A 21,133-nucleotide genomic window follows, 5' to 3' on the forward strand; every position below is an offset into this window, starting at 1 on the left:
CTTATCCCCTATTTCTTTCTTCTTTACTTTTTTTATCAGCTTCATGCCATGTATCTTTAATTTGCTCTATTATAGGTAACACATTATCTATTATTTGTACATCTTTTCTTATATTTGCTCTTGATAATTCATATCTCACAAAATCATAAACTCTATACATATCTTTTGCCCATTGACCTGCATTTTGATCCAATGTGACCATCAATTCTGTAAATATATCTTGTACTCTTATAAGCTCTTTATGTGCTCTTTGCATATTCTTATCTATAATAGATAATCTAGCTATCTTTGTATATTTTACTGCTCCATCTACAAGCATTAATAACAATTGTTCTTTTGATGCCATAAATACTGAATTTTGCTTATAAGAATTATAAGGATTTTCTCCATACATCTATTGTTTCCTCCATACACTTTTATTTTAAATTACTCAAAATATCTATATTTTTATTTGTTGCTTTTATATTTTCTTCTTTTATCTTTTCATAAATTTCTTTTCTTAATATTCCTATATTATTTGGAGCTGACATAGCTAATTTAACATTATTTCCATCAACACCTACTACCTTGACTTCAATATTTTCTCCTATAAGTATTGACTCTCCCTTTTTTCTAGAAATAACTAACATCCATCATCACCTCTCAATAATGGATGTCTTATACTGTATTTTTCTTCTTGTAAGATTATTTGCATTCCATAATTATTTTTTATATTTATTACTATAGGAGCTTTCATGTTTACAGTTGATTCTTCTAAAGTTTGGCCAAGAGTTATTATATTAAATATCATAATATCATTAGGAGACTCTATTTCAAGATTTTCTATTATATCTTTATTCAGAACAATTTCATATTCCTTAATTATCTCAAATGGTGATACAATAATAAATCCTATACAATCCTCTTCAGTAGAATTAAATTCTTTTAAAGTATCATTATTTTCTATATCTAAAAGTTCATATTCTCTTAGATTTTCAAATCCTAGTATACCTTTTTTCAATGTAACCTTCATAATATGTGCGTTATTTTACTATATGTAATCTAATATAGATACATTAAATAACTTTCCTCCTGTTTGTAGAGAAGCTTGATAAGTTAATTCTGCAGCCTTTAATTGAACAAGTTTTTCTCCATAATCTATCTCTTCATTTTGTGATAGAACATCCTTTAACTGTATCAAACTATCATCGTTTTTTTCCTTCATAGCATCTACTGTATTTGCTTTTGTCCCATATATAGACCTAACATTTACTGTATTTTCTATTAGTTTATCCATATCTCCTAAGCAAGTTGTCGTCAATTCTTTTATAGCCGCATCAGTTGGATTTGCTAGTTTCTTTGATATATTATTTAGCTCCTCAAATGAATCAGTCTTTGTTGGGTCAAATCCAAGACTACTCAACTTAACATTATAATCTACACTTATTCCTTGAGCTACATCCATACTCAAAGAATCCTTTAATTTGTTAAGATTTAAACTAGAATTAAACTTTAAGCTTACTGAGCCATCAGCATTCTCTATACAATCAACAGGTGGTATACCTGTATTTGAACCTGAAAATATATACTTACCTTCATGCGTTGCATTTAAAGCATTTGCGATTTCTTTCATTTTTTCATTAGTTGAGTTGCTGAGAGTCTTTAGCTCATCCTCTGAATATGCTCCATCACCACTTGCCACTAAATTTTTCTTTATATCTGACAACAACTTTCCAAGCTGATCTAATGAAGTATCAGTAGTCTCTAACCAATTTGCTGTATCATTACAGTTTTCAATATAAGTCTCCATAGTTTTTATTTCACTTTTTGAATTCAATATCTTTATTGCTTTATATGGATTATCAGATAATTTATTTATTTCTTTCGTTGTATTAACTTGTCTATTAACCTTGTCTAATCTTTGTAGATTATCTTGCAATGAATTTAGATAACTACTAGACATCATGCCTGTACTAACTCTCATTATAAATTCCTCCTTCTGTTAAATTATTCCATTTATTACAACATCCAATAGTTGCACAGCTGTGGACATAACTTTTGCACTGGCTTGATATGAACGTTGTACTTTTATAAGCTCTGTCATTTCTTCATCTAAAGATACACCTGAAACACTCATTCGTGAACTATCAATATTATTTATAATTTTACGTTGATTCACTTCATCTTGATTTACCTTTTTAGAATCTAAACCTACTGCTTCTGCAAAAGCTTTATAGTGGTCACTTATTGTACTTACTTTTCCACCAACTGCTCCAATATCTATTTTTTCATCTTTTAGCTTAGCAATCTTCGAAGCCTCATCAGCAGTAAGCTTTAATTCATTTGGATTACTCTTTATAGCTGGATTTACCTTTATGATATCTTCACCATCTACATTTGAAGTTATAAAAAAATCTGTTACTGTTATTCCAGCAGATGTATTATAAACATCATTTATCTGTTTAGCTAATCCATCAGATACGTCTTTTAAATCGCTTTTATATGTATCAATCTTACCATGCATTTCAAACAGCCCTTGTAAAGTTCCTGATACACCTGTTTTCCAAGTCCCATCTGGATTTTTTAGTTCATTAAGTTCTAATTTACCATCTGCAAGCATATTTTTAACATCGCCATTTTCAAGGTCTAGCTTAAAACTTAAATCATCTAAGATTCTATCTCTTTCGTCAAGTAAATCATTTGGCGTCGAACCAGAGCCAGATATAACATCAATAGATTTATTCAAATCTTCAAGGCTCTTTAACATGTCATTTATCTGTTTTATCTCAGAATCTATATTATCATCTATATCTCCTTTTAACTTATCAAGTTTCTTATAACTCTCACTTATTAGAGTTGCTAAATTTGATGCATTTTCTACTACTAAACTTTTTTTGCTATCACTATTTATATCCTTTGCTAATGATTCCCATCCTTTGAAAAAATCATCTATCCCTGCAGATATACCATAGTCTGATGGTTCATTTATTATAGTTTCTATAGTATTATAATAATCATACTTTGAAACTGTATTACCATATTTATGAGCCTCTGCTCTAAATTGGTAATCATAAAAACTATTTCTAGCTCTTGTTACATCTGTTACATGTACACCAGTTCCTAATTGACCTCTTCCAATTGCATTGTTTAAGCTAGGCATATACATTGGGCTATTTGTAGCAAATTCTGTTCTCTGCCTAGAATAACCTTCTGTATCTAGATTACTTATATTATGAGAAATTGTCTGTATTGCTTTTTGATGTGCATTCATGCCTGAATTAGCTGTATTTAAAATGGAAAATAATCCTGCCATATTTCTCCTCCCAATATCTATTTTCTAATATTTCCATAAGAATTATAAGTTGTAGTTTGTTTATCCGCTGGTTTTATAAAATTAATCATTTTTTTCGTAAAAATAAGTTCTTTCTTTATTAGAGAATCATTTGATTCTTGTTGATTTTTAGCTAAAGCAATAATGTGCTTTAAGTCTGTATATATTTCTTTTAAATATTCATCATTACTATTTTCAACAACTTCACTCATTGAAATATCACCACTAAAAAGCTGTCTTCTCTTTATCTCTATAGATGCAAGTTCTCTACTAATATCTTCTAATTTAGGATTTAATCCATTTAAATTTTCTATATCTTTTACAACTATATAATCAAATTGTTCTTTTAATAATTCCATCATATTACTAAGTATCTTTTTTTCTTCATATATTATAACTTTTAAGTCTGTAATCATGACTTTATCCTCGCATATCCTCTATCATTTTTTTCGCAATTTCTTCTGGTTTTATTTTGTAAGTTCCACTTTCCAATGCATTTTTTATTTCATCGATTTTTTTATTTCTAATAGTCTCATCACTCATATTTGATACACTTGCCATTTCCTTTGCAAATTTAGATAGCTCTATCTTGTCTGTTTTACTAGTTTTTTGAACTTCTTCCACTTTTTTTACACCTGATGTATTCTTTAAATAATTATTCACTACAATATTTGAACTTACATTTTTAATATCCATAGTTTCACCTCCAAAATTACATACTTATAATTTAGTTATCGCTCAGAAAATAAAAACATTTATATGATTCAAACATATTTTAAATTTTTTATAAAAATATCCCCTTAGCTAAACTCATACGGAATAGCCTAAAGGGATACTATTTAAAATGCTAATTTATATCTGAATCTTCTATTTTAGATAATCTTACAGATAATTTCTCATTTGTAATAATACTTTCTCCATAAGCAAATAATCTATCATTTGCATATATATCTAATTTTTCATCCACATTCTTATTTAGTTTTATTATAGAGCCTTCTTTTAAATCTAATATATTTTTTATTGTTTCTGTTGTGTTTCCTATAGAAACAGCTACATTTACTTTTGCATTAAAAACATTTTGATTTTCTTCTATAACACCAGTCTTTTCTTCTATTAGTTGCCCAAAATTCAATTCATATATATCCTCTTTTTTGCTATTCATAAAACTTTTCTCCTTGTATAACCTTATCTATACATATCTATCAACAAGCCTTGTATCATATCAACAGTAGAAACAATATCTATGTTTTCTTTTTCTTCACTAAGTAACTTACTAGTCATATCCTCAAGTTTATTGTCAACAATCTTTACATTCTTATAATACTGATGCTCCCAAAAGCTACTATTTTTATCAAGTGAATACATGTTATCTACAACAGATTTTAGGTATTCTTTTACTGCATTTTTATATATACTAATATCGCCATAGTTTTGAGTAAGTACAAGCCTCTCTCCTGCCTTTTTTACACTTTCCAGATTTCGTTTTATATCTTCCATTGAAGAAGATTGTTTTACAGAGTTTAAGCTGTCAGAAAATTTATTATTTTCCTTTGTTTTTTTCACCTCTATATTTCTACTTGGACTTATGTTTAGCTTATCTATATTTATACCCATAATAAAGCCTACCCTCTATAATATTTCATAACCTTAGGAATATAATTTTGTGTTTCTTTTGGCATTTTATACAAGTCAGAAATTGATTCTACCCCTCTACTTTTCATCCTTCCAGGACCACCATTATATGCCATCAATCCCATTTCTATGCTCCCTCCAAACATATCAATGTATTCCTTAATGTGTCTAGTTCCAGCATCTATATTCTGCTCTATATTAAAAGGGTCTGCGACACCCAAATCTCTGCAATTTTCTGGCATAAGTTGCATAAGGCCTTTAGCCCCAGCAGAAGATACAGTATTTGGATTAAAATCCGATTCAACTTTAATTATTGCTTTTATAAGATTCGCATCTACATTATATTGTTTTGATGCTTGCTCTACAGCATTTTCAATTCTTGACTTTACATTTTTATCTTTTGTATCAACTTCTATAAATTTACCAACTGTATTATTTGCTACACTATCAAGTTCATTAAATAGTTGTTCAGAATTAGACGATAAATTATATCCATTAGAAGTTTGTTGATTGTTTTGTGATAATGCTTTTAATAAGGTCATCATAATCATATCAAATCCAGATGAATTATTATATCCACAATTACACTGATTTGTAGAATTACTGCCAGATAATTGCGTCAATGCTAATATATTAATTAGTGAACCTATTTCATTCAATATAAGACTCCCCTTTCAAAATTTTATAAACTTTAAAGTTAACCCTCATAGAACTCTAAGTACCTGAGTTCCTATAATATGTAAAATCCTCCTTCTTATAGTTTTCTATAAAGAATCTTTTGTTATAGATATTATAAGTATATACCTATCAACATAAGAATCGACATAGAATGATATATTATTAATTTATTATATATTGCAAATATTTACTTTGATATACATTTTGTCATATAATATAGTCTTATCATAAACCATTTTACTAAAATAATCCCTTTCAAATTTATTAAATCTTTAAATTTGATTTTGCCATATTATGATTATCGGATAAATAAAAAAAATATTTATACTCAAATTATTTACTAATTATTTTTTTAATTGACTACTATACCTTGTTATTAATATTTTCATTGATTGTTTTTACCCTCCAATAAATATTCAATTCTGCTTAATAATTAATTATAACATAGCTTATATTTTGACTTGAGTAGAATATATTATTTTTATATAAATAAAAAAGAGATGTAATATTAAATGATTATCATCACATTATTACATCCCTTTAAATCTAAATATATAAAATATATTGTAATTACCAATTAATTACCAGAATCCTATCTAAAATACTTAACTCCAGATTCAAATATCTTTTGGTCTTTTTCACCTATGATATTCTTAAATACTTCCTCACCAATTCTCTCAGAATGTCCCATTTTACCAAACACTCTACCATCAGCACTAGTTATACCTTCAACAGCATAGAATGAACCATTTGGATTAAATTCAATATCATAAGTAGCTTCATTATTAAAATCAACATATTGAGTTGCTACTTGTCCATTAGCAATTAATTCTCTCATAACATCTTCACTAGCAACAAATTTACCTTCTCCATGAGAAATAGCTATATTGTGAATATCTCCAACATTAGTTTGAGCTAACCAAGGAGATTTATTAGATGAAATTCTAGTTCTAGCAATCTTAGCTTGATGACGTCCAATATTATTGTAAGTAAGTGTTGGTGCACTTTCACTTGGAACTCTTATTTCTCCATATGGAACTAAACCTAACTTAATTAATACTTGGAATCCATTACAGATACCTAACATCAAACCATCTTTTTGAGTTAAAAACTCATTTATAGCTTCTTGAACTCTAGGGTTTCTAAATACAGTAGCTATAAATTTACCAGAACCATCTGGCTCATCACCAGCACTAAATCCTCCTGGTAACATTATTATTTGAGAAGATTTTATTTCATTCACTATTGTATCTATAGAATCTTCTATGTCTTTATAAGTTAAATTCTTAAATACTCTTATATTTGCATTAGCCCCTGCTCTTTCAAATGCTCTTGCAGAGTCATATTCACAGTTTGTTCCAGGGAATGCTGGTATAAATACTCTTGGAGTAGCTATACTTAATGATGATTTTTTAGCCTCTCCTTGTGATATATAGCTTATAGTCTCTATTTTTGATTTTACTTCTTCTGTTTTAGTTGGGAATATAGGCTCTAAAGTACTACAATGCGCTTTATATAATTCATCTAATGAAAGTTCTTCACCTTTAATGAATATACTAGCATCTTTAACTGTACTTCCAAGCACTATGTAATTATATCCATCTAACATGCTTAAATCATCATTTGCTAATTCAAGTACTATATTTCCATAACTAGCTTCAAATAATTTATCATCTGTATATACTTTTTCAGCTTCTTCATTAAACTTAAATCCTATTTTGTTACCAAAAGCCATTTTACTTATTGCTTCACCTACACCTGCAAATCCCAATGCATATGTTGATAAAACTTTATTTTCATGTATAAGTTCTCTTACTTTATCTAAGTTTTTCTTTAGTTCTTCAAAGTCTATAACATTATTTTCTGCTTTATTTACACATAACATTACTACTTTTGAATCTGCTTTTTTAAATTCTGGAGATACTACTTTTCTAGCATCTACTGTATCAACAGCAAATGAAACTAATGTTGGTGGAACTTCAATATCTTTAAATGTACCAGACATACTGTCTTTTCCACCTATAGCAGGTATTTCAAACTTACTTTGTGCATAAAATGCTCCTAAAAGTGCTGAGAATGGTTTGCCCCATTTTTCTGGATTGTTACCAAGTTTTTCAAAGTACTCTTGGAATGTAAGTCTTGTTGTACTGTAATTTCCTCCAATAGCAACTAATTTACATACAGATTCTACTACTGCATATAAAGCTCCATGGAATGGACTCCATTTCCCTACTTTTGGATTATATCCATAAGTCATTATTGTAGAAGTATTAGTTTCTCCACCAAGAACTGGTATCTTAGCAACCATACCTTGAGTTGGAGTGGCTTGATACTTTCCACCAAATGGCATAAGTACTGTATTTCCACCAATTGTATTATCAAACATCTCTACTAATCCTTTTTGAGAACAAACATTAAGGTCAGATAATACTTTTGTAAATTTATCTTTCATACTTGCACACTTAACATCTTTTACTATTTCATTAGAGCTAAAGAATGTGTTTTCTTCATCTACTTTAGTAACATGGACATCAGTAGTTTGTTTCACTCCATTTGTATCTAAAAACTCTCTATTTATATCTACAATTGCTTTTCCATTCCAGAACATTCTTAAATATCCTGTATCAGTTACTGTAGCTACATGTGTAGCTTCTAAGTTTTCTTCTACTGCTAATTGTATAAATTTATCTTTATTTTCTTTTTTTATAGCTACTGCCATACGCTCTTGTGATTCTGAAATTGAAAGTTCAGTTCCATCAAGCCCATCGTATTTTTTAGGCACTAAATCTAAGTTTATGTCCAAACTATCAGCAATCTCACCTATAGCAACACAAACTCCACCTGCTCCAAAGTCATTACATCTTTTTATCATTTGAGCAACTTCTTTATTTCTAAAGAATCTTTGTATTTTTCTTTCGTTAGGAGCATCTCCTTTTTGAACTTCTGCACTACAAGTTAATATTGATTCTTCACTATGTTCTTTAGATGAACCAGTTGCTCCTCCACAACCATCTCTTCCTGTTTTTCCTCCAAGAAGAACTATTACATCTCCTACTTCTGGTCTTTCTCTTACTACATTTTCTTTTGGTGCTGCTGCTATAACTGCACCTATTTCCATTCTTTTTGCAACAAAGTTTTCGTCATATACTTCTGCAACTTGTCCAGTTGTAAGACCTATTTGGTTCCCATATGAGCTATATCCATGAGCTGCTTCTGTAGTTATTTTTCTTTGCATAAGCTTTCCAGGTAAAGTGTCCTCTAAAGTGGTTCTTGGGTCAGCACTTCCTGTAACACGCATTGCTTGGTAAACATAACTTCTTCCTGATAATGGGTCTCTTATAGCTCCACCTAAACAAGTAGCTGCTCCACCAAACGGCTCTATTTCAGTTGGATGGTTATGAGTTTCATTTTTAAACATTACTAAATATTTTTCCATCTTTCCATCAACTTCAACATCCACATTTATACTACATGCATTTATTTCTTCACTTTCATCTAGGTCATTTAACTTACCATTTTTCTTTAATTCTTTTACTGCAACTGTAGCTATATCCATTAAGCATATATCTTTATGTCTATTTACATATACATTGTCTCTTGAGTTAAGATACATTTGATATGCTTCTTTTACTATATCATTAAATTTACCATCTTCTATTTTCACATTTTCTATTTCAGTCATAAAAGTAGTATGTCTACAATGATCAGACCAATAAGTATCTAGAACTTTTATTTCTGTTATAGTTGGGTTTCTCTTTTCTGTATCTTTGAAATATTTTTGAACATGTTGTAAGTCTCCTAAAGTCATTGCTAATCCTTTGTCACTTACAAATGATTTTAATCCGTCTTCATTTAAATCTATAAATCCATCTAATATTTCAACTGCTGTTGGTATCTCAGTTTCCATTTTTAATGTTTCTGGTTTTTCTAAAGATGCTTCTCTACTATCCACTGGATTTATGCAGTAATCCTTTATTTTGCTAAATTCTTCATCAGTTATTTTACCTGATAATATATAAACCTTTGCTGTATTAATAGCAGGTCTTATACCTTGATTTACTATTTGGACACATTGAGCTGCCCAGTCACCCCTTTGGTCATATTGACCAGGTAGGAACTCTATTGCAAATACTTTTTCTCCATTTAATTCTGGTATTTCCTCATAGTATACTACATCTAGATTTGGCTCAGAAAAGATTGTCTTTGCTGCATTTTCATAAACATCTTCTGATATTCCTTCTACATCATATCTATTTAATATTCTTAAATCTTCTATACTACTTATGTGCAAACTTTCCACTAAATCCTTTTTTAAAGCTTTAGCCTCAAGGTCAAAACCTTCTCTTTTTTCAACTAGTACTCTTCTAACCATTGAGTCTTTATTTCCAGTATTCAACATACCTTATCCTCCATTTTAGAAAAATTATCTACCTATGTCTGTTCTATAATGCATTCCTTCAAAATTTATTTTTTTTATATTTTCATAAACTTTTTCTGCTGCATCTTTAACTGTATCTGATTTTGTAGTTATACCAATTACTCTTCCCCCATTAGTAACTAAATTGCCGTCAAGAATCTTAGTACCACTGTGGAATACTACTATATCATCATCTAAATTTTCAAGACCAGTTATAACTTTTCCTTTTTCATAACTGTCTGGATACCCTCCTGATGTAAGCATAACACATACAGCTTCATCATCACTATAATTTATTTCTATGTCTTTTAACTTATTGTCAAGTATAGCTTCCATTATTTCATGTAAATCTGTTTCTAATCTAAATAAAACAGATTGTGTTTCAGGGTCTCCAAATCTTACATTATATTCAAGTACTTTCTCTCCATCATCAGTTATCATAAGACCAACAAATAAAATACCTTTAAAGTTAAGTCCATCTTTTTTGAATCCTTCTAATGTTTTTTCTAGTACTGTTTCTTTTACTTTATTTGCTAATTCTTCTGTATAGATTTCACTAGGTGAAAAAGTTCCCATTCCACCTGTATTCGGTCCTTGTTCATAATTGTTTACCTTTTTATGGTCTTTTGCACTTGCCATAGGAACTATTGTATTATTGTCTACAAATGCCAAGATAGAAGTTTCTATACCTTTTAAAAATTCTTCAATTACTATTTTATCTCCAGCAGTTCCAAATTTCTTATCTGACATCATTTCTTTTAAAGTTGCTATAGCATCTTCTCTATTTTCAGGTATTACAACACCTTTTCCAGCAGCTAATCCGTCCGCTTTTATTACTACTGGATACCCAAAGCTATCTATTTCTGATATAGCTTCTTCTAAGTTTGTATATTCTTTATATTTTGCAGTAGGTATGTTATGCTTTATCATAAAATCTTTTGAAAAAGCTTTACTTCCTTCAAGTTGAGCACATTTTTTATTAGGTCCAAATACTCTTAAACCTTCTTTTTCAAATTCATCTACTATTCCCATAACTAGTGGTACTTCTGGACCTACTATTGTTAGACCTATTTTGTTATCCTTGGCAAATTTTAAAAGCCCTTCTACATCAGTATCACCTATATTTACACATTCTGCTACATTTGCGATTCCTGCATTACCTGGCGCACAATAAACTTTTTCTACATTTTTTTCATTGCTTAATTTCCAGCATATAGCATGTTCTCTTCCGCCACCGCCTACAACCAATATCTTCATAATATCCTCCTTAGTGTTTGAAGTGTCTTATTCCTGTAAATACCATAACCATATCATACTTATCACAAGCTTCTATTGAATCTTTATCTTTTATAGAACCACCTGGCTGAACTACTGCTGATATTCCATATTCATGAGCTAATGTTACACAATCATCAAATGGGAAAAATGCATCTGATGCTAAAACAGCTCCTGTAAAATCTTTATCTTTATTATTTTCAAGAGCATTTTTTAATGCCCAAATTCTTGATGTTTGTCCACAACCTAGAGCTAGAGTTTGACCATTTTTTACTATTGCAATTGCATTTGACTTCATATTTTTTACCACTCTCATACCAAATTCCATGTCTTTAAGTTGCTCATCTGTTGGTTTTGCTTTTGTTACATTTTCACTTTTTTCTGCTAATGTATTGTTTCTATCTTGTATCAATAATTTTCCATCTAAGTATTTCATTTCATATGGTTGTAAACTATTTTCTATCTTAGCTAATTTTAAGATTCTTAGATTTTTCTTTTGTTTAAGTATCTCTAATGCTTCTGGTTCAAAATCGTATGCTACTACTATTTCTAAGAATATTTCATTTAATTTCTCTGCTGTAGCTTTGTCTACAGTAGAAGTTATTCCTACTATTCCACCAAAGATTGATACTTTATCTGCTTCATAACATTTTGTATATGCTTCAAAAGCATCTTTTCCTAATCCTACACCACATGAATTAGCATGTTTTATAGCTACTGAAACTACTTCTTCACTGTCTTTAAATTCTCTCATAACTTCTAAGCAACCATGTAAATCATTTAAGTTGTTGAAAGAAAGTTCTTTACCACCTAGTTGTTCATAATTTAAGATTGGATTTTTTGCATTTGATTGTGAATATAAGAAACCATTTTGATGTGGATTTTCTCCATATCTTAAAGTTTGTTCTTTTTGGAAAGTTAAATTTAATATGTCAGGATATGTATCTCCTACTTCTCCAGCAAAATAGCTAGATATTAAAGCATCATATCTTCCTGTAGTTGAGAAAGCTTTATATGATAATTTTTTTCTATCTTCTAATGTCATTGTGTCTGTTTTTAATTTTTCTATTATAGAATCATAATCTTTTATATCTACTACTACTATTACATCTTTATAGTTTTTAGCAGCAGAACGTATCATAGATGGTCCACCGATATCTATATTTTCTATCATTTCATCGTGGCTTTTTCCAGCTTTTAAAGTTCCTTCAAAATCGTATAGATTTACAGCTACTAAATCTATTGAATGTATTTTATGTTCATTCACAGTTTCTACATGAGATTCTTTGTCTCTTTTATAAAGTATTCCACCATGTATATATGGATTTAATGTTTTTACTCTTCCATCCAATATTTCTGGGAAGTTTGTAACATCTTCAACTTGCATTACATTAACTCCATTTTCTTTTAATGTCTTAAAAGTATTTCCTGTAGATATAATTTCATAGTCTAACTTATTTAATTCTTTAGCAAATTCAACTACACCTGTTTTGTCAGTTACACTTATTAAAGCTCTCTTACTCATTTATAAACACTCTCCTACCTTGAAGTTTTAATTTATTTTCACAAAAAAGACTTAAACTCTCTTCCAAAATCCTATGTTCAACTTCTAACACTCTTTTTGCAAGTGTTTTTGCATCATCATCTTGATTTACCTTAACTACATCTTGCATTATTATTGGTCCAGTATCAGCACCTTCATCCACAAAATGAACTGTAGCACCAGTTACTTTAGCCCCATAATCTATTACTCCCTGATGGACTCTTTCTCCATAGAATCCAGCCCCACAAAATGAAGGAATTAATGATGGATGTATGTTTATCATTTTGTTTCTAAACTCATTAACCAGCTTTGGGCTGATTATTTTTAAATAACCAGCCAAAACTACTAAATCTATTTTATTTTCTTTAAGAATTTCTATTATCTTGTCTTCATTAGTTTCACAAATTGCCTTTATGTTATGATTTTTAGCTCTCTCTAAACCATAAGCATCTTGCTTACTTGAGATAACTACTTTAACCTGACCTTTTATTTTTCCAGACTCAGTACCATCTATAACTGCTTGTAAATTTGTTCCTCCGCCAGATATCAAAACTCCTATATTTAGCATAATTCTACACCTTCATGACTATCTACTACTTCACCAATTATATATGCTTTATCTTCTAATAATTCGCTATACTTTTTATCTACATAAGCAGCATTGTCATTTTCTCTATTATTTATAAAGTTTACAACATCATTGGCATTTTCTTTATCTACTATTAAAACTAGTCCAATACCCATGTTAAAACTCTTATGAAGTTCTCTCTCATCTACAGCATTAAAACCTTCTATCATTTTAAATATAGGAGGCTTCTCCCAAGATTTTTTATTGATGTCTAATCCTAATCCTTTAGGTATAACTCTTGTTATATTTTCTATAAGCCCTCCACCAGTTATGTGAGCTATAGCTTTTATATCATGTTTAGCTAATACATCTAAAGCTAACTTAACATATATTTTAGTTGGTGTTAAAAGTGCTTCCCCAACTGTCATTCCTAGTTCTTCTACATATTGTTCCATCTTATAATCATACGTTTCTAAAAATATCTTTCTTATAAAAGAAAATCCATTACTGTGTACTCCACTTGAAGATATTCCAACTAATACATCTCCTGATTTAACATCATTTCCAGAAACAATCTTTTCTTTGTCTGCTATACCTACAGAGAATCCTGCTAAATCATAATCATCATCTCCATACATTCCAGGCATTTCAGCAGTTTCTCCACCAATTAGTGCACAACCAGACATCTTACAGCCATCTGCTATTCCGCCAACTACTTTTTCTATATGCTCAGGAACTAATTTTCCAAGAGCTATATAATCAAGGAAAAATAATGGCTTAGCACCTTGACATATTAAATCATTTACGCACATTGCAACTAAATCTATTCCAACAGTATCATGCTTGTCCATCATTTGAGCTATTTTTAACTTAGTCCCAACACCATCTGTAGATGCAAGCAAAACTGGTTCTTTCATTCCTACAAAATCTTTTAAACTGTATAATCCACTAAAGTTTCCTAAATCTCCAACTACATTTCCATCATAAGTTCCTTTAATTTTCCCTTTTATAAGGTCTACTGCTCTATTTCCTTCATCTATATCTACACCTGATTCTTTATATGTTAACATGAAAGTAGTTCCTCCTTATCAATTTTTTTAACTGGGTATTCTCCATCAAAACAAGCTTTACAGAAAGTAGACTTATGTTCTGCTGCATCTAACATTCCTTCTATATCTAGGAATTTTAAACTATCACATCCAATATATTCTCTCATTTCTTCTACGTTGTTACTTGATGCAATTAACTTAGAGCGATTTGGAGTATCTATTCCATAATAACAAGAGTAAGCTACTGGAGGAGATGTTATTCTAAGATGAATTTCTTTTGCTCCTGCTTCTCTTAAAGATTTTACTAACTGTTTAGATGTAGTTCCTCTTACTATTGAATCATCTACTAAAATTATAGATTTTCCTTTTATTACTGTTGAAAGAGGATTTAATTTTATTTTTACAGCTATTTCTCTTTCCTCTTGTGTAGGTTTTATAAATGTTCTTCCTACATATCTATTTTTAACTAGACCTTCACTTATTTTTAATCCACTAGCATTTGCATAACCAATAGCTCCTGGCCAACCTGAATCAGGAACTGGAACTACTACATCTGCTTTTACATTTTCATCTTGAGCTAATCTTTCCCCACATTTAATTCTGAACTCATATGCATTTACATTATCTATAGTTGCATCATTTCTTGCAAAGTATATGTGTTCAAATATACAACTTTTCTTAACTGGTTTATAATTTTCTGAATAAAAATATGATTTTAATTCACCATCTTTAACTACTATTATTTCTCCTGGCTCTACATCTCTTATAACTTCTCCGCCAAGTATGTCTATTGCACAATTTTCTGATGCAAATATATATTCATCACCCTTTTTACCAAGTACAAGAGGTCTGAATCCATGTGGATCTCTAACTGCAACCAATTCATCTTGACTCATTATTACAAGGGCATATGCACCTTTGATATAGTCCATTGTTACTTTTAAACTTTCTACTATATCACCTTTGTAATATCTTGCAAGTATATATAAAATTACTTCTGTATCTGAATTAGTTTGGAACATATATCCATCTTCTTCTAGCATATCTTTTAAATAATTTGCATTTACTAGATTTCCATTATGAGCTATAGCTAATTGTCTTTTTCTGCAACTTCCAACTAAAGGCTGACAGTTAGAAACATGACTTCCTCCAGCTGTTGAATATCTAACATGTCCAATACCTATATTTCCTTTTAACTTAGATAATTCACTTTCCTTAAAAACATCTCCAACTAATCCCATATCTTTTTTGTACTTAATTTCTCCATCATCTAAAAGAGCTAAACCACAGCTTTCCTGCCCTCTGTGTTGCATAGAATATAAAGAATAATATAGTTCTTTAGTTACATCTTTATTAGAGTAAATCCCTAAAACTCCACACATACATTTGCCTCCTATTTATTATTCATTCTCGAAAGTACTTCCATATAACCTTCTACAAGATCTCCAAGGTCTCTTCTAAATCTGTCTTTGTCTAATTTTTCATTTGTGTTTACATCCCAAAGTCTACAAGTGTCTGGTGATACTTCATCTGCCAATATTATGTTTCCTTCTGAATCTTTACCAAATTCTATTTTAAAGTCAACTAACTTTAGGTTTAATTTTAAGAAGAATGTTTTTAGCAATTCATTTATTTTTAGAGTTTCTTCTCTTAAGAATTTCAATTCTTCTCTAGTTGCTAATTTCATTGCCACTGCATAATCGTCATTTAGCATTGGGTCACCATAATCATCGTTTTTATAGCTTATTTCAAAGATTGGCTCATCGAAAACTACACCTTCTTCAAGACCAACTCTTTTGCAGATAGAACCAGCAGCAATATTTCTTACTATCACTTCTAATGGTAAAATTTCTACTTTCTTAACTAGCATTTCTCTGTCTGATAAACTTTTTATAAAGTGTGTATTTATATTATTTTCTTTTAACATTTCAAAGATTATTGTTGATATTTTATTATTTAGTATACCTTTTGAAGATATTTCTGCTTTTTTTTCTCCATTAAATGCTGTTGCATCATCTTTATAATAAACAACATATTCGTTTTCATTATCTGTAGAATATACTTGTTTTGCTTTTCCTTCATATAATAACATTTCTGTTACCCCCTTAAGTTCTTGTCGTCTTCTAGCACCTTTTGTGCCATTTCTTCTCTATATGATTTCAAATCTTCTTTTAATTTTGGGTATTTTAGAGTCATTATTTGTAATGCCAATAAAGCTGCATTTAAACCTAAATCTATTGTAACTGTTGCAACTGGTATTCCTTTTGGCATTTGAACTATTGATAAAAGTGAGTCTAATCCATCCATAGTTGATGATTTAATAGGCAATCCTATTACTGGAATTAGAGTTTGTGAAGCTATTACACCTGGTAGATGTGCTGCTTTTCCTGCTGCTGCTATTATTACATCTGTATCATCTTCTATTTCTTTTAGGAATGTTGAAAGTTGTTCTGGTGTTCTATGAGCAGATAATGCTCTTGCTACAACTTCTATTCCATATTTTTCAAGCAGTTTTATCCCTTCTTCTAATTTTGGATAATCTGATTTTGAACCCATAACTACTGCTACTTTCATTAGACTTCCCCTCTCCGTTTATAAGTTATTTTACATTTTAAATCATTCGTATCATTATACGAATTATACACCTTAAATTTTATATTAATATACATATATTATCAACTCTTTTTTGAAATTTTTTAAAAAAAATATTACTTGTATTTTTTTTATTCTCCCCATATCGAACTTTATTCGCTTTTTTTGATACCTAATAAAATTACTTTTCATTTATTTATTATTTTTTGATAAATAAATATATTTTATATAATTTTAAAGTAAACTTGCATAGTATTTTTTAAATTATAAGATTTATAATTCAGTAAGATACTCATTTCTATACATACTTGTATCAGAGTCTATACTAAAAAAGGAAGTTAATTATTATAAATCATCTTCCTTTTCATTAGTGTATAATTTTATAGTTGTTAATTTAAAAATATAAAGTGCCGTTTTTAATTCTGTATTTTATCAATAAATTCATATCTTGCCAATAGTTAATCATCCTTAAATAATCTTTTATATAACAATTTCATTTCTTGATAATCTAAAATTACAAAATCAGGCTCATAAATCAAATCTTCTAAACTATTCCCCCTATGATTCATCCAGATACTCTTCCATCCAGCTTTTTTAGCACCTACTACATCATTTTTATAAGAGTCACCTATATAATATGTATTTGCCCTATCTAAACCCATAAATTTCTCAGCTAATCTAAAAATATTAATGTCTGGCTTAGAAAAGCCAACTTCACTAGAAATAAAAATATTCTCTTCATCAACCCACTTTTCAATATTTAATTGCTTTAATTTCATTCTTTGATGAGAAGATGGTCCATTAGTTATAATTCCAATATTAATATTTTTTTCTTTAGCAAAATTCAAAACTTGCTCCATCTCTGGTATTAGAGTTATTTGTGATTGTTGATATATATACTCATCTTGAAAATTTTGAGCATCTTTTTCTGTAATGGGGTTTCCTAACTCTTCAAAAGCTTTCATTATTCTATACACATGCATTTTTTCAATTGGCATCTCTCCACTCTCAGTCAAATGAAATACCTCATCACTATACTTTCTGCTACTGATATATAAATCTTTAACAGAAATATTCTTTATTGAAGAAAATACTTTATCATATGCGATATAAAAAGGTGTTAACTGATTGTATAAAGTATCATCTACATCAAAAATTAAATTAATCAAAATATTAGTCCTCCAAAATTTAATAGTGGTAAATATAATTATAACTATAAATACCTAGTATAACAATACCTACCACTATAAGTCCTATTATTTATTTAAAATTCTAGTAGTTACACCTTTTAGATTATAACATTCTGCATAATCACGTAAAGGACGCTTAATATGGTCTACAACAAATCTTTGACCATTGATGTTATTTTTTCTTAAATTACTATAAAGCATTTCTATCTCTCTTTTAACATCATCATTATTGAATGTATAGTGACCTGCAATATCTAATATTTCATTAGATAAAACTTCATCCTTAAAGATTTCTTCAGTAGTTAGATTTTTCTGTTCTCCTATCACCCATTTTCTCCAACGTCCACATTCAATAGCATCTACAAGAAGAACATGTCTAATATTTGAAGTCTTTTCAATTAATCCTTCTTCCTTTAGTTTTCTTTCAACTTCTGCTAGCTTTAAGTATGCTCTAGTCTCTTCAGTACCATATTGAGGAGCAACATTTGTCGCAATAATTTGAGATGGTATATGTTCTAATAAAGTCACATCATCCAAATAATCTCCATTATGTTCCTTTAACCCAACTCCATACTTTTTAGCCATTTGAGCTAAATCATAAGCATTCTTAAAGTTAAAAGTGCCTACCTGTTCTGTTTTTCTAGTTAGAGTACCTGTCTGACCAACTATAAATGTCGGCATTGGCAAATCTCTCTTTTCAAGTTCAACTTTTAATCTAGTTATAAATGTTTCATATGTCTCAGTTGAAGTTAAGCCTCCATTTGTTTCCTCTGTCCCAACTTCATATCCTATCTCTGGCAAATTAAGTCTTTTTCTTTCTTTTTCGCAATATTCAATTAATTCTACAGTTCGTTCTAACACTATATCCAATGGAATCACTTTTCCCATTTCAAATGGGTCTTTTGTAGGGTCAATCATTAATAAATCAAAACCTGCCTCAATATCAGCTAAATAAGATTTTTTTCCTAATTCCATAGCTTTGTCAACAGGTAAATGGTCATTTCTCTCTTTATCTCTTTGCCATGGTCCTCCATGGTCTCTGCATAAGTAATATAAACCATCAAATCCCACTTCATCAGCTATTTTCTTAATATCTCTTGTAAATGTTTCTTGATTCCAACCATTTACATAACCTCCTCCTAGCTCATCTGCATCTACTTGATTTCTACTTGCAATAAACATTAAAGGAAAATCATCATCCTTTGCTAATTCAAAACTCGCTTGTAACAAATTAGGTGACATAGGACCAATCCCTAAAAGTGTTGCACTTTTCCCCTCTTTTTGTAAGTCTAGTAATCGTTGTACGACAGTTTTTATTGGTAATTTTTTCATTACTATATCTCCTTTTATTCTATTTTTTAAGATGTTTTCAAAGATGCTTTTAATAAAATCTTCAATAAAAACATCTTTATGTTATATGTAAAATAAATCAAACTTTATTGAAAAGTATCTTTTATTTTCTTAATTAATGCATCAGATTTTTTAATAATATCAGACACACTCATTCTTACTACTTTCTTGCCTTTAAAACGCTCCATATTTCTAATCTCAACATCATTAGTTAATATTACACAAGTTGCTTCTTCAATTTCTTTAATTGACAACTCATTATCTATTCCAGAGCTTCCTTGAGTTTCAACCTTTATTTCTATACCAAATTTTTTTGCTGATAATTCAAGTGATTCAGCTGACATATAAGTATGGGCCACTCCACTAGGACAAGATGTTACTGCTACAATTTTCATATCTTTATCTCCTTTAAATTTATAGTTCTATATAATTTTCTTACAATTTTATATAAATTAATTTATTATTTTATATATCTATAATTCTTCAAATATTAGTTCAATAGAATCATCTATATCTTCTTCAATTTCTTCATCTTCTTTTACATCTTTCTTTACTAATTTCATCAATATTGCGACAACAACTGCTCCAGTTAGTACAGATGCTATATAACCCAACCTGTTATCAACAACTGGAAGTACTATCAATCCTCCCCAAGGAGCATGATTCAAACATCCCAGTAAAAAAGCCATAATATTTCCAATAATTGAACCAGCCATAATACAAGGAATTACTCTAACAGGGTCCGCTGTTGCAAATGGAATAGCTCCTTCCGTGATTCCAACACATCCCATTAGAAGTGATGCTTTTCCTGAATCTCTTTCTTCTTTACTAAATTTTTTTGGGAATAATAATGTTGCTAACCCTAATCCAATTGGAGGTATACAAATCGCAACTCCAACCCCTCCCATTAAGTATGGAAGTGTATCAACTTGTGTTTGAGCAAAAGTCGCAGCAACTTTATTTATAGGACCACCCATATCAGAAGCTATCATTCCTCCCAAAATACCCCCTAAAGGAATCTTTGAAACACCAGACATTCCATTTAACCAGTTCGTCATCCATGCCATAAAAGAAGCTATAGGTTCTCCAATTAAAAATACAATTATACCACCTGTAATCAATGTACCAAGCAAAGGATAAATAAATATGGAACCTAGAGTTCTCATTGTAGGAGCTAATTTTATTTTCTTCAGTTGTAATACAACAAATCCTGCTATGAACCCTGCTATAATACCACCTATAAAACCAGCATTTACTTCTTTTGCTAAATATGCACCTATCATACCTGGTGCTAGCCCTGGCTTATCTGCCATACTAAATGCTATATATCCGCCTAATATTGGAATGAATAAAGCTAGACCTGCAGCACCAATTTGATTTAGTTTAGCTAACCATCCAGTTTCAGGAACAGCAGCTTGTCCACTTAATGTTACTGATAAAGCAAATAATATTCCCCCAGCAACTACAAATGGAATCATATATGATGTTGCTGTCATAAGATGTTTTTGTAAAAACTTTAAAATCCTCAT

General features: G+C 29.8%; 20 protein-coding genes and 1 pseudogene. All 21 read right to left on the reverse strand.

Annotated features, from left to right (window positions below; all coding sequences use genetic code 11):
* Position 1 precedes the first annotated feature (1 nt).
* Positions 2 to 394, reverse strand: a complete 393-nt coding sequence (fliS, locus tag JJC01_18855; protein ID UDN58190.1) for a flagellar export chaperone FliS — start codon at positions 392 to 394, stop codon at positions 2 to 4.
* 22 nt (positions 395 to 416) lie between these two features.
* The gene (gene csrA / locus JJC01_18860) at positions 417 to 629 is read right to left on the reverse strand and encodes a carbon storage regulator CsrA (GenBank protein UDN58191.1); all 213 of its coding nucleotides are present in this window, start codon (positions 627 to 629) and stop codon (positions 417 to 419) included.
* Entirely contained in the window at positions 623 to 1,012 is a 390-nt protein-coding gene (locus JJC01_18865) for a flagellar assembly protein FliW (protein UDN58192.1), read from the reverse strand. Before JJC01_18865 ends, csrA begins: the two co-directional genes overlap by 7 nt.
* An 18-nt stretch (positions 1,013 to 1,030) precedes the next feature.
* Positions 1,031 to 1,963 carry a flagellar hook-associated protein FlgL gene (gene flgL / locus JJC01_18870; protein UDN58193.1) on the reverse strand — a complete coding sequence of 311 codons (933 nt, stop codon included), beginning with the start codon at positions 1,961 to 1,963 and terminating at the stop codon, positions 1,031 to 1,033.
* A gap of 18 nt (positions 1,964 to 1,981) precedes the next feature.
* Entirely contained in the window at positions 1,982 to 3,292 is a 1,311-nt protein-coding gene (gene flgK / locus JJC01_18875) for a flagellar hook-associated protein FlgK (protein ID UDN58194.1), read from the reverse strand.
* A gap of 17 nt (positions 3,293 to 3,309) precedes the next feature.
* Complete coding sequence (locus JJC01_18880) at positions 3,310 to 3,726, reverse strand: flagellar protein FlgN (GenBank protein UDN58195.1); 417 nt, start codon at positions 3,724 to 3,726, stop codon at positions 3,310 to 3,312.
* A gap of 4 nt (positions 3,727 to 3,730) precedes the next feature.
* Positions 3,731 to 4,006, reverse strand: coding sequence for a flagellar biosynthesis anti-sigma factor FlgM (gene flgM / locus JJC01_18885; GenBank protein ID UDN58196.1), 276 nt, complete (start codon positions 4,004 to 4,006; stop codon positions 3,731 to 3,733).
* Between the two features lie 151 nt (positions 4,007 to 4,157).
* Positions 4,158 to 4,472 carry a FliM/FliN family flagellar motor switch protein gene (locus JJC01_18890; protein ID UDN58197.1) on the reverse strand — a complete coding sequence of 105 codons (315 nt, stop codon included), beginning with the start codon at positions 4,470 to 4,472 and terminating at the stop codon, positions 4,158 to 4,160.
* A 23-nt stretch (positions 4,473 to 4,495) separates the two neighbouring features.
* Positions 4,496 to 4,924, reverse strand: a complete 429-nt coding sequence (locus tag JJC01_18895) for a YaaR family protein (protein ID UDN58198.1) — start codon at positions 4,922 to 4,924, stop codon at positions 4,496 to 4,498.
* 8 nt (positions 4,925 to 4,932) lie between these two features.
* The gene (locus JJC01_18900) at positions 4,933 to 5,601 is read right to left on the reverse strand and encodes a lytic transglycosylase domain-containing protein (protein ID UDN58199.1); all 669 of its coding nucleotides are present in this window, start codon (positions 5,599 to 5,601) and stop codon (positions 4,933 to 4,935) included.
* A 611-nt stretch (positions 5,602 to 6,212) separates the two neighbouring features.
* Positions 6,213 to 11,294: pseudogene (locus JJC01_18905) on the reverse strand (phosphoribosylformylglycinamidine synthase).
* A 10-nt stretch (positions 11,295 to 11,304) separates the two neighbouring features.
* The gene (gene purH, locus JJC01_18910; GenBank protein UDN58200.1) at positions 11,305 to 12,837 is read right to left on the reverse strand and encodes a bifunctional phosphoribosylaminoimidazolecarboxamide formyltransferase/IMP cyclohydrolase; all 1,533 of its coding nucleotides are present in this window, start codon (positions 12,835 to 12,837) and stop codon (positions 11,305 to 11,307) included.
* Positions 12,830 to 13,423 (reverse strand): phosphoribosylglycinamide formyltransferase, encoded by a 594-nt coding sequence (locus tag JJC01_18915; GenBank protein UDN58201.1) that lies wholly within the window; start codon positions 13,421 to 13,423, stop codon positions 12,830 to 12,832. Before JJC01_18915 ends, purH begins: the two co-directional genes overlap by 8 nt.
* Positions 13,417 to 14,493: a phosphoribosylformylglycinamidine cyclo-ligase gene (locus JJC01_18920; protein ID UDN58202.1), complete on the reverse strand. Its 1,077-nt coding sequence runs from the start codon at positions 14,491 to 14,493 to the stop codon at positions 13,417 to 13,419. The genes JJC01_18915 and JJC01_18920 overlap by 7 nt, the downstream gene beginning before the upstream one ends.
* Positions 14,487 to 15,854 carry an amidophosphoribosyltransferase gene (gene purF, locus JJC01_18925; GenBank protein ID UDN58203.1) on the reverse strand — a complete coding sequence of 456 codons (1,368 nt, stop codon included), beginning with the start codon at positions 15,852 to 15,854 and terminating at the stop codon, positions 14,487 to 14,489. The genes JJC01_18920 and purF overlap by 7 nt, the downstream gene beginning before the upstream one ends.
* 11 nt (positions 15,855 to 15,865) lie before the next feature.
* Positions 15,866 to 16,564: a phosphoribosylaminoimidazolesuccinocarboxamide synthase gene (locus tag JJC01_18930; protein UDN58204.1), complete on the reverse strand. Its 699-nt coding sequence runs from the start codon at positions 16,562 to 16,564 to the stop codon at positions 15,866 to 15,868.
* A gap of 5 nt (positions 16,565 to 16,569) precedes the next feature.
* Complete coding sequence (purE, locus tag JJC01_18935; protein ID UDN58205.1) at positions 16,570 to 17,046, reverse strand: 5-(carboxyamino)imidazole ribonucleotide mutase; 477 nt, start codon at positions 17,044 to 17,046, stop codon at positions 16,570 to 16,572.
* Between the two features lie 476 nt (positions 17,047 to 17,522).
* Positions 17,523 to 18,233, reverse strand: coding sequence for an HAD family hydrolase (locus tag JJC01_18940; protein UDN58206.1), 711 nt, complete (start codon positions 18,231 to 18,233; stop codon positions 17,523 to 17,525).
* Positions 18,234 to 18,320: 87 nt separating this feature from the next.
* On the reverse strand, positions 18,321 to 19,586 hold the full coding sequence (locus JJC01_18945) for a class II D-tagatose-bisphosphate aldolase, non-catalytic subunit (GenBank protein ID UDN58207.1): 1,266 nt from the start codon (positions 19,584 to 19,586) through the stop codon (positions 18,321 to 18,323).
* Between the two features lie 104 nt (positions 19,587 to 19,690).
* Positions 19,691 to 19,999: a PTS fructose-like transporter subunit IIB gene (locus JJC01_18950; GenBank protein UDN58208.1), complete on the reverse strand. Its 309-nt coding sequence runs from the start codon at positions 19,997 to 19,999 to the stop codon at positions 19,691 to 19,693.
* A 78-nt stretch (positions 20,000 to 20,077) separates the two neighbouring features.
* Positions 20,078 to 21,133, reverse strand: coding sequence for a PTS fructose transporter subunit EIIC (locus JJC01_18955; GenBank protein UDN58209.1), 1,056 nt, complete (start codon positions 21,131 to 21,133; stop codon positions 20,078 to 20,080).

This window comes from Clostridioides sp. ES-S-0010-02, assembly GCA_020641055.1.
In the GTDB taxonomy this organism is placed as follows: domain Bacteria; phylum Bacillota; class Clostridia; order Peptostreptococcales; family Peptostreptococcaceae; genus Clostridioides.